This is a genomic window from Sediminibacter sp. Hel_I_10 (genome assembly GCF_000688335.1).
Classification (GTDB): Bacteria; Bacteroidota; Bacteroidia; order Flavobacteriales; family Flavobacteriaceae; genus Psychroserpens.
Genome location: NZ_JHZX01000001.1, coordinates 1,014,977 through 1,028,692 on the forward strand (window position 1 = coordinate 1,014,977; position 13,716 = coordinate 1,028,692).

Sequence of the window (13,716 nt, forward strand, 5' to 3'; positions counted from 1 at the left end):
ATCGTATGATTTTTCTTAATAAAAGTTAAAACATAAATTTTTAACGTTTCAAGGTAAAGTGTCCTTGAAAGTTACGGCCATCTTGAAGTGTGGCTGAAAACCAGTAATCACTCGTAGGTAAGGCAAAGCCATTAAAGGTACCGTCCCAAACATCTGTCGCAGAATTTAAGGTGTATAGTAATTTGCCATGGCGATCAAAAATAAAGACTTTGCTGTTGGACTGAAATTGCTCAGACACACCACGCAATTGCCAAAACTCGTTGACATTATCCCCATTTGGAGTAAAAAATTTGGGATAACCTACCACCGAAACCTCAACAGAGACTACGCCACAATCATTTTTTACATCCTTGATAAATACCGTATAAATCCCTGCCTCTACATTTGTAAATACATTAGAGGTTTGCCAAAAGCCATTGGCATCGTCAAGTGCAAACTCATAGGTACCATCTCCTGTAACCTCAACAGTAATGCTATTACTATCTCTTAAATCATTAACAGTCACTTGATCAATTGATGCAACGTTGGATGGAGAAACGGTTATGGTTCTTGTTTTTGGACAGCCATCAACTGGTGTTACCTCAACCGTATAGACGCCAGGCTCATTGACTTCAATGTTAATCGTAGTCTCGCCAGTTGACCAATTGTAATAGAAGTTATTTGGAATACCTTCAACAACACCTCCATTTAACACTATAGGCTCTGGAAAAGAATTCAGACAATAAAACACCTCTGCATCAGGAGCTAAAACGGGAAGCTCGATAACTTCTAGGTTGACTTGACCGATACTATAACAAGAGCCATTATCATCAACTCTTGAAAAAACAGTTTGATTGTATGGTACTATATTGGTATAACTTATAGGTAATGGATTGGACTGAAAAAGCGCATCAGTATATGTTAGGTAATAAGTCACTTCAAAATCTTGGGGAAGATTTGCCAAGACTTGATCATTGGCAAGAGACAGATCAAAAGATGTAAGCCCGTCTTCTTGCTGACTATCACATTGTTCTAAAAATGCGGTATTGGTGTTAGACGTACTCGTCTGTAAAAGGACTTCAGAAGAATTTGAACAGCCACTTTGGGTATCAATCACTTCTGCGTAAATAGTTTGAGGATTAGAGAGGCTATTATACATTTCTGGATCAATGGAAATTGTAAAAGCGGCGTCTTCATAAAAGTTGACCTCCCTATTATTGACAATATTATCTGTAATGGCATCTTCATAAGCATTGAGTCCAAAAATGGCAAGACCATCTTGAACTTCATCATCACACTGTGTAATAGCGATATCAATAGCCGCTGGAATGGGAAAAACAGTAACCGTTAAAGGTTCACGCGTTCCGGTGTTACACCCATTAAACAGCGGCACTACCCAGAATGTTGTTGTTTCGCTAATAGTAACATCATAGGTAAACCCGTCATTAATTGGTATAGTAGACGTTTCAGTCTCATACCATAAAACTCGTGGTGTGTTGGCGCTAACGCTTAATTGGGACGTACTATTTCCGCAGGCAGATGTGCCATCTAAGCTTATTCTTGGGGTAATAATCGACGTACTTGCAGACAAATTAATTTCTGGATCTCCTGGCATGCCACCATATTCCACAAAATATCCTTTTGGGTAATACGGACTGCTAGGACTAGGATCACCAGCATTGGGAAGATCATTCCAAGAACCAATGTTACCTACACTCGGATCGGTAATGTGGGCATAATCTTCATCGCCGTTGAAATTATTGGGCTCACCAACATTCCAAAACGAAAAAGCTCCATTTTGTGGTGTACCATTATTTTGGCCTATCCAAAATACCTCGCCCGCTTCTGGCCCAGTAACCCATTGCCAAGTACCATCATTTTGGGCATCTGTGGCGCCGATCCATCCCGTTCCCGGACTTTGTTCTCCAGCCAACTGAGATTCTTCCGCAGAGGTCAATGTTGCGAGATAGCCTTGTATTCCGAAGAACACTTGACTTTCGGCAGCCGCTTCCGCTTCAACCCAAGAAATGCCCAAATCTGGAACATACACATAATAATGCCCTGTGGATGGCAAGTAATTTGCTGATGACAGGTTAATGGAGATAAATTTATCTTCATTAAAAATGGTTTGAGTGGTTTCAAACACCACATTGCTAATGGCTACTTCAAATTCATTAAAAGTAGCAGGACCATTTAAGGTAAGCGTACCTTGAGCGTTAGACCAAGTAGCACTTATATTTGGAAATGTACCATCTAAAGACAGTAAGTCTTGATTAATTTGATAGCCTTCTGAAATCTGAATAAAGACGTTCTCCAAGGTATTATCACCAACATCATCATCTCCAATAATCACACTGGTTACAATATTAGTTGGTGCATCTGCGCAATATCCCAAATCACCGGTGACCTCTATTTGAGGTGGGGAATCTTGAGCATTTAGGTTTAGGACAGACAGTAGCGCAATTAAACCACTTAAAAAATTCAATCTTACCATCCTAAACATAAACTTTTTTTTATTTTTTTCTCATGTAAACACTTACAGGCACACCGTTAAAATCAAATTCTTCCCGTAGTTTATTTTCTAGATAACGCTTATAGGGCTCTCTAACGTATTGTGGTAAGTTACAAAAAAATGCAAACTGAGGTTGCGGTGTTGGCAACTGCATGATGTACTTAATCTTAACAAACTTTCCTTTGTAAGCTGGTGGAGGATAGTTTTCTATGATAGGCAACATCACTTCGTTGATCTTGCTGGTCTTAATTTTTTTAGATCTATTTTTATAGACCTCAACCGCAGTCTCTATGGCCTTGTAAATACGTTGTTTATTGACTACGGAAATGAATACAATTGGCACATCTGTAAACGGTTCAATTTCTTTTCTAATTGAACGCTCAATATCACGCATGGTCATGGTCTCTTTTTCTACCAAATCCCACTTATTCACCAAGATCACAATTCCTTTTCTGTTGCGTTCTGCTAGCCAAAATATATTCTGTACTTGTCCGTCAAAACCACGAGTAGCATCTAATACCAATAGGCAAACGTCACACTGCTCAATTGCTCGAACACTTCGCATGACCGAGTAAAACTCTAAATCTTCCTTGACTTTAGATTTCCTACGAATACCCGCAGTATCTACCAGATTGAATTCAAAACCAAATCGATTGTATTTTGTGTCAATAGCATCTCTTGTAGTTCCTGCAACATCGGTAACAATGTAGCGCTCCTCTCCAATCAAAGCATTTATAAAAGATGATTTTCCTGCGTTAGGTCTACCAACTACGGCAAATCTTGGCAATTGATCTTCTTCGCTCTCTTCTTCGGCATCTGGTAATGCTTCTATTACAGCATCCAACAAATCTCCTGTACCACTCCCATTAATACTGGCAATGGTAAAATATTCTCCTAACCCTAGTGCATAGAATTCTACCGCATCTTGAGCTCGTTTATTATTATCTACTTTGTTGACCACAAGAAACACGGGCTTCTTCACCTTTCTAAGTAGATTGGCAACATCCTCATCCATCCCGGTAACTCCAGATTCTACGTCTACCATAAAGATAATCGCATCTGCTTCTGCAATAGCCAATTCAACCTGACGGTCAATTTCTGCTTCAAAAACATCATCGCTACCTTTAACGTATCCTCCTGTATCTATTAACGAAAATTCCTTTCCGTTCCATTCACTTTTTCCGTAATGGCGATCACGAGTAACGCCGCTTACGGCGTCAACAATAGCTTCACGCCTTCTAATCAACCTATTAAAAAAGGTAGACTTCCCAACGTTTGGTCGTCCCACTATAGCAACAATACTGCTCATTTGTTCAAAATTAAGTGTACAAAGATAGTACATAGATGCTAGTTTGCAGACAAGTGTTATCACTTTTAAAATTGTTTTAAATTATCCCTAAGTCGCAGGCGTCTAAAACAAAACCAAAATTCATCGAAGCATTGTTAATATCCTGTTGATAACAACTATTCGCATCAAAACATATCGGTTATTTTTTAGTAATTTTATAAACTGATTAATCCTTACTAAATATTTGTTATAATGGGACGATTTCTTTGTCTTGTCTTTTGCTGTATCATATGTTCATACTGTAGCTTAGCACAGCAAAACACCATTGAACATACTATAAAAAAAGGACAAACTGTTTATAGCATATCAAGGGATTATGGTGTATCTGTTCAATCCATTTTTGATCTCAATCCAGGATCCAGAGATATCATTTATGCGGGTGGCACGTTGATTATTCCAAAAACTACCAAATCATCAAAACCCATAACATCAAGCAACAATGATGACATTATAAATTATACCGTTGTTCGCGGTGACACCAAACTGAGTTTATCTAAAAAATTTGGTATTAGTATTTGCTCATTGGAGCTACAAAACCCGAAGATTGTTGATATGCTCCAAGCTGGACATAACTTAAAGATTGATCCTAATTTTACAGGAGAAAAAATTTCTACTGAAATTATTGAACATCGTGTTGATAAAGGAGAGACGCTTTGGGGAATTGCTAAAGACAATAGCATTTGTCTTAATGCGTTGATCGCGGCAAACAAAGACAGATTATCAGACGTATTGATGGCTGGGCAAAAGCTTAGAATTCCTGGGAAAAATTGCAGTTTTACAATTAAGGGCCTATATATCGTACAAAAAGGAGATACAAAATTTGGCCTAGCTAAACTTTTCAATACAGATATTGCTAGTTTAGAAGCCAATAATCCGCAAATCAAGGATATGCTAATGGCAGGCCATCGCATCAAAATTGATGGTGAGGCTTCCAATAACGATGCTACAACCGTCGCAACTACTTCAGAAAACAACCCAGAAATTGAAACAGAACAAAGTGAAACCGCTGTAGCTGAAGTTAAAACTGAAGAAGTTGAAACAGTTACTGAATCAGAAACCGAACCCCTAAATAAACCCGAACCCCAGATTGAAACTGAAACTGAAGCTGGAGTTGAATCTGAAACTGACGTCATTGTTGAAACACCAATTGAAGAAGAGGTTGTGCAAGAAGAAGAAGAAGAAGAAGAAGAAGAAGAAGCAATAGTGGAAGAAGAAGTGATAATAGAAGATAAAAAAGAAAACGTCGCTGAGGCACAAGAACCAGAAAAATTCGACATAATAGAAGAAAACGAAAATACAGAGACCGTTTCTGAAGACATCATCGAAGACACTTCTCCAGAAACACCTTTACCAAATACACAAGAGACCACTACAGATGATGACCTGTACATGGATTATATCATTCAACCAAATGAAACGTTATTTGGACTTTCGAGAAAAGCAGGACTCAGCATGGACCAATTCATGGATCTCAATCCAGAATTGAAAAATGGAGTGATTGAAGGGGCATTAATTAAAATGCCTAAAAATCCCATTGCCTCAAGAAACCAGAGCGACGGATCTGGAGATTCAAACAATGCTCTAGGCAATAATAATTTGGTATCTAATATTAATCCCACAAAATCCATTGAACTGTATTTTTATCTTCCTTTTTCACAGAGGGAGTTTAATGAGAGAACGATAGATTCAACAAATACAGCTTCTCCTGATTCCGCCAAAAGAGCTTTAGAGTTTTATGAAGGGGCAACTATAGCCCTGGATTCTGCTAGAGCCTTAGGGATCAGTTTTGACGTTGCCTTAATAAACAGTCATGAGGCCAGTGAAATTAAAATGGATCGCCCAGGCGAACGTAGTTCAGTTATAATGCCTTTTTTTCAGGGTGACAATTATCCTAAAATTATTTCAGACGGACCAACTTCAATAATAAACATTAGTTCAAATTATCCTGCCACTAATGGTAATGCCGTTTACGAGGCTTTGCCTTCAGAACGAGATCAACAGCTAAAAATGTTGAATCACATTAATAGCGTAGATAGTAATGTTGTGGTTGTGAGTGACCTTGAAGGAACAGATAACCTTAATTTGGTCTCTAAGATTATTCCAACAGCTACATCCTTAAAAGTTGACAACGCTGGTTTCTTCGAGGATGACGTTCTTGAAGCAGCTCTAGATAAGGACCGACTCAATTATATTATACTAGATACGGATAAAACCATTGTATTCTTAAATACCACCACAACACTTATGGGTAAACTTTCCCGTTACAATATACAATTGGCCTTATTGGGAATGTCAAGATTACCATCAGAAGGTCAGGTCTCTAAAATTAGATTTCGAATTCTTAAACTTACATATCCTTCTATTCTTACTTCTGAAACCTCTAAAAACCTAATCACTTTTAACACTAATTACGAAAGGCTTTTTAATAAGGAAGCATCAGAAACTGCAATTTCTGGCTTTGATACTACTTTTGATATCTTACTAAGAATGTCACAAAATGATTCATTGGAATCTACCATAAAGCAAACTTCTACAGAGCATCTACGCATGCGATTTGATTATCAAAAAACCACAGAACGCAGCTATCAAAACAACGGCATCTATATATTACAATATAACGCAGATGATACCATAATAGAAATTGATTAAAAACGGAATTGCTATATTAGGACTGTTTACATATATTTGCTTACCCTCAAGAGCGTTTTAGTTTTTGAAATTGCTGTCACTAATCCACGTCATTAATTTCATTTAGCCTATAGCCATTTTAATGAAAGTCAAACCATTTTTTTTTAATTCCTTGAAGGTGAAATTTCTATTTTTAGCATCATTTACTTTCTTCGGATTTTCTATTAGTTCAGCACAGTGCCCCACAGTCGATACTCCAATTCAAACCTTTTGTGATTTGGAATCGGTTTTGGTGGGAGACTTGATGGCAATAGATAATGGTAACGGTGTGGTTTGGTATGATACGCCTACCTCAACAACTCCCATTAATAATGCCGCTGGTCTCAATAATGGGGAAGATTATTATGCAGATGACAACTCAGGAAGTTGTGGCTCCCGCCAGCGTGTGGACGTCGTAATTGTTGGTCCTCCATCAGGTCAAAATTTTCAAGGGGTTTGTTTAGATGATCCAACAAATGCTACAGTTGGCGATTTAGTTGCCAACGGAAATGATGTGCAATGGTATTTGGCGCCCACTGGCGGTACAGCTTTAAGTGATTCTACCGTTTTAAATGACGACACCCTCTACTATGCAGATCAGGAAAATCCTGAAACAGGCTGTCGCACCTCTAGACTTTCGGTACTGGTAAATGTCGGGTCGACCCCTGTTCCCGAAGGTGATACTGAACAAGAGTTTTGCATTACAGATTCCTTTAATGCTACCGTTGCTGATCTTGAAGCGAGCGGACTCAATAATTGGTATTCTACCTTATTTTCGGCAGTACCTTTAGCTTTAGAGACACCATTGGTTAATGGGCAAACCTATTACGCTACCACGTTAGACCCACCCTGCGAGAGCACCGGAAGGCTGGCTGTTTTTGTAATACTTTCCAGTAGCCCTAATGCTGGTACAGGTGCCTCATTAGATATTTGCCAAAATAGCGAGTCCATAGATTTATTCACTGTTTTAGGAGGGTCTCCTGATACGGGAGGAACCTGGTCTCCAGCGCTTTCTAGCGGAACTGGGGTTTACAATCCTGAACTGGACCCTCCAGGAGATTACACCTATACCATTATTGCTACAGAACCTTGTGAAGATGTCTCTGCCACAGTGAGCGTAAATATTCAAGTAGCACCAATTGCTGGTACCGATAGTACTTTAGACCTTTGCAGCAATAGTGATAGTGTAGATTTATTCGAGATTTTGGGAGGTTCGCCTCAAACTGGAGGTACTTGGTCGCCTGCCTTAACAAGTGGCTCAGGCCTGTTTGATCCTTCCATTGACCCAGAAGGCGTCTATTTTTATACCTTACCAGGCACTGGACCATGTGATGATGTCTCAGCTGCTGTAACGGTTTCTGTATCTACATTACCAGTTGCTGGAATAGATGCTTCGGAAGAGATTTGTGATAATATCACACCATTTAATTTATTTGATACCCTTGGCGGAAATCCTGATCCTGGCGGTACATGGTCACCGTCATTAAGTAGTGGTTCTGGTATTTTTAATCCAACCTTAGACCCAGCTGGAACTTATACGTATACTGTTTTTGGCAGCAACCCTTGTCCTGATGATTCTGCTACTGTTACAATTATTATTACGGAATTTCCAGATGCTGGCACCGACGGCTCAATCGACCTATGCTCTAACAATCCTTCGGTTAATTTGTTCAACAGCTTAGGAGGAACACCAGAAGCAGGTGGCACTTGGTCTCCAGCATTAAGCAGTGGTACAGGCATTTTTAATCCTGCGATAGATCCACCAGGTGTTTATACCTATACTTTAGTAGGAACTCCTCCTTGTCCAAATGCCACTGCATCGGTTACGGTGAATGTGGAGACTGCACCAAATGCAGGTACAGATGGTTCTTTAGACGTTTGCAGCGATGCTGGAGTGATCAATTTATTTAACAGCCTTGGCGGCAATCCAGATCCAGGTGGTGCTTGGTCTCCAACATTAAATAGTGGTACTGGAGTTTTTGACCCTTCAATAGATCCAGAAGGCACTTATACCTATACCATTTTTGGTACATCAATTTGCAGTGGAGATACTGCAAATGTTACTGTTGTAATCGTACCATTTTTAGATGCAGGGTTAGACGGATCCGTTAATTTATGTAGTAACGACACCGCCGTCAATCTTTTTGACAGTCTCGGAGGTATGCCACAATCTGGTGGCGTTTGGACCCCAACACTTAATAGTGGTACTGGCATTTTCGATCCTAATGTTGATGCACCTGGAATTTATACCTATACCTTATCTGGAACAGCTTCTTGTTCGGATTCTTCGGCAGAAGTAACGGTGTCTATAGAAGTAGTACCTGAAGCAGGTCTTAATGGTTCGCTAAATATATGTAGTAATAGCGACCCCATTAATTTATTTGACAGTTTGGGGGGCACTCCTGAGCTTGGTGGTACATGGTCTCCTAACCTTAATAGCGGCACAGGTGTTTTTGATCCAAATATCGATTCGGCAGGCACATACACTTATACACAGCTATCCAATACCCCTTCTTGCGAAAATGATACCGCAACCGTAACGGTAACAGTATCAGAATTAGCCAATGCTGGAAATAATGGCGCTATTGACCTATGTAGCAATAGCGGAATTGTTGACTTATTTGATAGTCTTGGCGGTAGTCCAGAGACTGGAGGCAGTTGGTCTCCTGTGCTATCCAGCGGTACAGGACTTTTTGACCCCGCTATTGATCCAGAAGGCATTTATACTTATACCATTGCAAGCACTACTCCTTGCCCAGATGTTTCGGCGACCGTAGCTGTTGGAATAGAAACTGTTCCTGAAGCAGGTTTAGACGGCTCCATTGATTTATGTTCAATTGATGCGCCAGTAAATCTTTTTGATAGCCTTGGAGGAACTCCTGATGTAGGTGGCACATGGTCCCCTGCACTTAGTAGCGGTACAGGAATTTTTGATCCTTCCTTAGATAGTGCTGGAAACTATACCTATACCATTAGCGGAAGTACAGGAGTTTGCCCTGATAATACGGCGATCGTTAACGTAACTGTCAGCCAAATACCCAATCCTGGCATTGACGCTGATTTGAACGTTTGTAGTAATGATGGACCGATAGATTTATTTGATGTGTTAGGAGGCACGCCACAACCAGGTGGGGCATGGTCGCCTCCGCTCATAAGTGGACCAGGTATATTTAACCCGAGTATTGATGCTGCAGGAGTTTACACCTATTCAGTAATAGGGGCTGGCAGCTGTCCAGATGCATCTGCTGCGGTTAATGTAAGTATTGAACCAGAACCAAATGCAGGTGAGGATGGTACAGCGGAAATTTGTGACGATAACCCTGTTAATTTATTTAATTTTATTGGTGGCACTCCTGATGCTACAGGGTTTTGGTCACCTCCATTATTAAGTGGAAATGGTATTTTTGATCCTGCAATAGATATAGAAGGCACTTATACTTATAGCGTATTTTCTTCAGAATGTGATCTTCTAGATGAAGCTTCTGTGATAGTCACTCTAGGTGAGAGCCCTGATTTATCAAATGTCGTGATATCCTCAGACTCTAATTTTTGTATTGGTTCTAGTATTGTGGTCACTATTTCTGGGGCTAACACACTAGCCGATGGAACTTATGATATCACTTACCAACTTTTTGGCGCTAATAATTCTGTAAATAGTACTACGGTTAACTTAGTCTCTGGAATTTCATTTTTCAATATCTCTGGAAATATTTTAGAAAATCCAGGATTAACAACCATTACCATCACTGAATTTTTCTTTTCAGGCAGTACCTGTTCTGGAGATACACAAGCCATACAACCCATTCAGGTCACTATTGAAAATATTGAGACCCCTGAACTGGTAGAAGAAGGCGCCTCATTCTGTTTAGAAGATGAAGCAACCATAACTAGTTTAACCAATAATGTCATAGGAGCTGGTACTATTGTTTGGTATGATGCTGCGGAAGGTGGTAGCATTTATGATCCCTCAGATCTTTTAGTGGATGGTCAAATTTATTACGGTGCTTTTGTATCTGAAAATGAATGCGAAAGTTCTCCAAGGTTGGAAGCCACAGTTATTATTGATACCTGTATCTTAGAACTGATCATCCCTGATGGATTTTCACCAAATGATGATGGGATCAATGATGATTTTCATATTGTAAATCTAAACGAACTTTTTCCTGAGTTTCAGTTGACCATCTTTAATCGCTATGGTAATGAATTGTACAAGGGCGATGTCAATTCACCACGATGGAATGGTACTTCTAAAAAAGGAAATGGTATCGCTCCTGTTGGGGTCTATTTTTATATTTTAGAATTTAATGACGGCGTACGCTCACCACAGCAAGGTCGCGTATATTTAAGCAGATAATGATGACGACTAAATGAGCAACGCATTTTTGACATATAAATTACTTTTGATGTTCTTAGGGCTTACCTGTCTCATGCAAGCTCAACAAGATCCTCAGTTTACCCAATACATGTACAACATGAGTGTATTAAACCCGGCTTACTCTACGGCAGATGAAACCTCGTTAAATCTTGGGACGCTTTACCGTACGCAATGGGTTGGATCTGTCGGTGGTCCGTCTACTGGAACCTTTTTCGCACACACTAAATTTACCGATCGTCTAGAGGGGGGTATTTCTGTAATTCATGATCAAATTGGTGATGTGGTTAAAGAGACCAATGCTTATATTGATGTTGCCTATGTAATACCCGTTAACGACAAAGCAAGTGTTTCTTTTGGTATCAAAGCTGGTGCCTCATTTTTTAGTACTGATTTTAGCGGATTTATTTATTCTGATCCCTTACCCGATCCAGCGTTTGCAGAAAACATAAGCCGTACCTTTCCCAATATAGGGGCTGGTGCTTATTATTTTACAGATCACTATTATGTGGGATTATCTGCCCCTAATTTATTAAACTCAAAACACTTGGACGAAGACAGCGGCATTGTAACTGAAGGCGCTGAAAACATTCATCTATTTTTAACTGGTGGTTATGTTATAAATCTTAATGACCGTCTTAAATTAAAGCCAGCTTTTATGACGAAATATGTGAATGGTGCACCATTATCTATAGATATTACCGCCAATGTATTATTTAATGAAAAAATTGAGGCCGGTGTTGGGTATCGTTTTGACGACTCTGTGAGTGGATTGATCAACTTAAGGATATTACCAAATCTTAGGGTAGGATATGCCTATGACTATACCTTGTCAAATCTAGGCCGATTCAATTCTGGATCGCATGAGGTGTTTTTATTATTTGACATTAGTAGATTGACCAAAGGTTATGATAAATCCCCAAGATTTTTCTAATGAGACGCCCATGAAACCATTTAAAATCATAGTAATTATACATGTCCTCTTAAGCACAGGATTCTTGAGTTTTTCTCAAAACTTAAAAAAGGCGAATAAACTTTATGAAAATCGAGCCTATATTGATGCTGCAAAAATTTATGAAACATTAGAAAAAACTCCTGAAATTTTAGTAAAACTTGGAGATTGCTATTATTTTAATATGGACATCAAAAAGGCAAACGATGCTTACTCCCAAGCATTTGATAACGGCGATAAATCTCAATTGTCTTCAGAATTTTACTTTAAATATTTTGATGCTCTAAGAAGTTCTGAAGCTTATGAAAAATCAGATTCCATCTCCTCCCACTATTTAAAAGTCCCATTACACACGGCCGTATTTCGAATTAAACTTAAAAAGATTACCCCTTTTACCTATGCTTTAAATAATTTGACCAAACAAAATGGAACTTCAAGTTTTAGTACGGGGATTATAGGTGGCGACCATATTATTTTTGCATCCACAAGAAATCCCGAAAGTCCAGAATACCGATGGAACAATAAGCCCTATTTAGATCTCTATGAAGCTAAGGTCACAAAGGGTACTGTAGTGCGTTTAGACAGCATAACGGCTCTTCCTGAAATTATAAATACTAAGACGCAGCATGAAAGCAATGCCATAGTCACAAAAGATGGCAACACCATGTATTTTTCTCGCAATGAAAAACGTCGTGTAGAGATTGATTCTAATAAGGTTGCGGTGGTTAGTATTTTTAAAGCAGAAAAAATTAATAATGAATGGACCAATGTTGAGCGGGTATCATTTGCGAATGACTTCTATTCTACAATGCACCCTGCCTTAAATTCAGAAGAAGATAGAATGTACTTTTCTAGTGATATGCCAAAGAGTATGGGATCCTTTGATATTTTTTATGTCGATATATTGGAAGATGGCAGTTTTGGAAAGGTAAAAAATCTCGGTGCAGAAATCAATACCAAATACAGAGAGCAATTTCCTTTTATTACAAAGGATAGCATTATATACTATGCCTCAAATGGAAAGCAGGGCTTTGGGGGACTTGATTTATTTTCTAGCAAATACGAGGAAGGGCATTATTTAGAGTCTCTAAATCTAGGTGAGACCATTAACAGCCCTAGAGACGATTTTGCATTTGTATTAATTGATAGTATTAACAGCGGATATTTCTCTTCAAATCGAAGCGGTACCGATCAAATCTATAACTTTGATCGTACCCCAAAAGACAGAACCTATTTTGTTGAAGGCTTGGTAAAAGATAAAGTTACGGGTGAACTTCTACCTAATACTATTGTGACCTTATTTGATAGAAAGGGTACTATTATAGAAGAGCTTGTTGTTGGTAAAGATGGTAGTTACAGTATGGAAATTAGTCCAAATCAACATTACCAAATCGAAGGGTTTAAACCTAAATATATTCCCGAGCTCAAAACCTTTGACACCAATGATAAAGGCGATATCGAATTTAACATAGAATTGGAAATCAAGTCTTATGATGATGCCGAAGAGATTATTACTAATCGTGATGATGGGAACACTTATATTGAACTTGAGAACATTTACTTCGATTTTTCTAAATGGGAAATTAAAGAGCAAGCCGCAAAAACATTGGATGTTTTGGTTTCGCTTCTTAAAAAATACCCACGGATGGAAATTCAACTAGGAGCTCATACCGATTCTAGAAGTTCTGCAAGTTTCAATTTGGAGCTGTCCCAAAAACGAGCTGCAGCAACACTAGAGTATTTAGTGCAAAATGGAATTAATAGAAGCCGATTGATTTCAAAAGGCTTTGGAGAATCTCAACCTATTATCCCTTGCGGTACTAAGTGTACAGAAGCTGAACATTCCATTAACAGACGCTGCGAGTTTTTAATTCTTAAATAGACCA

Annotated in this window: 6 protein-coding genes; 4 read left to right on the top strand and 2 right to left on the bottom strand. The window is 38.9% G+C overall.

Annotation, left to right across the window (positions count from 1 at the left end; translation table 11 throughout):
* Positions 1-40: 40 nt before the first annotated feature.
* Positions 41-2,482, bottom strand: coding sequence for a T9SS type B sorting domain-containing protein (locus P176_RS0104480; protein ID WP_231481185.1), 2,442 nt, complete (start codon positions 2,480-2,482; stop codon positions 41-43).
* Positions 2,483-2,492: 10 nt separating this feature from the next.
* Positions 2,493-3,800: a ribosome biogenesis GTPase Der gene (der, locus tag P176_RS0104485; RefSeq protein ID WP_026753576.1), complete on the bottom strand. Its 1,308-nt coding sequence runs from the start codon at positions 3,798-3,800 to the stop codon at positions 2,493-2,495.
* 231 nt (positions 3,801-4,031) lie between these two features.
* On the opposite strand from der, the gene P176_RS0104490 reads away from it, so the two are divergent.
* The 4 genes from P176_RS0104490 to P176_RS0104505 all read left to right on the top strand — a co-directional run bounded on the left by P176_RS0104490 (position 4,032) and on the right by P176_RS0104505 (position 13,712).
* Positions 4,032-6,488, top strand: a complete 2,457-nt coding sequence (locus P176_RS0104490; protein WP_026753577.1) for a LysM peptidoglycan-binding domain-containing protein — start codon at positions 4,032-4,034, stop codon at positions 6,486-6,488.
* Positions 6,489-6,645: 157 nt separating this feature from the next.
* Positions 6,646-10,860, top strand: coding sequence for a gliding motility-associated C-terminal domain-containing protein (locus P176_RS0104495; RefSeq protein WP_197022143.1), 4,215 nt, complete (start codon positions 6,646-6,648; stop codon positions 10,858-10,860).
* Positions 10,861-10,873: 13 nt separating this feature from the next.
* On the top strand, positions 10,874-11,812 hold the full coding sequence (locus tag P176_RS0104500; RefSeq protein WP_037348713.1) for a type IX secretion system membrane protein PorP/SprF: 939 nt from the start codon (positions 10,874-10,876) through the stop codon (positions 11,810-11,812).
* Positions 11,787-13,712 carry an OmpA family protein gene (locus P176_RS0104505; protein ID WP_051605403.1) on the top strand — a complete coding sequence of 642 codons (1,926 nt, stop codon included), beginning with the start codon at positions 11,787-11,789 and terminating at the stop codon, positions 13,710-13,712. The genes P176_RS0104500 and P176_RS0104505 overlap by 26 nt, the downstream gene beginning before the upstream one ends.
* The last annotated feature ends 4 nt before the right edge of the window (positions 13,713-13,716 follow it).

Excerpts from the sequence above, each read along its gene's own strand:
- P176_RS0104480 (WP_231481185.1), bottom strand. The coding sequence starts at position 2,482 with ATGTTTAGGATGGTAAGATTGAATTTTTTAAGTGGTTTAATTGCGCTA.
- der (WP_026753576.1), bottom strand. The coding sequence starts at position 3,800 with ATGAGCAGTATTGTTGCTATAGTGGGACGACCAAACGTTGGGAAGTCT.
- P176_RS0104505 (WP_051605403.1), top strand. The coding sequence starts at position 11,787 with ATGATAAATCCCCAAGATTTTTCTAATGAGACGCCCATGAAACCATTT.
- P176_RS0104490 (WP_026753577.1), top strand. The coding sequence starts at position 4,032 with ATGGGACGATTTCTTTGTCTTGTCTTTTGCTGTATCATATGTTCATAC.
- P176_RS0104500 (WP_037348713.1), top strand. The coding sequence starts at position 10,874 with ATGAGCAACGCATTTTTGACATATAAATTACTTTTGATGTTCTTAGGG.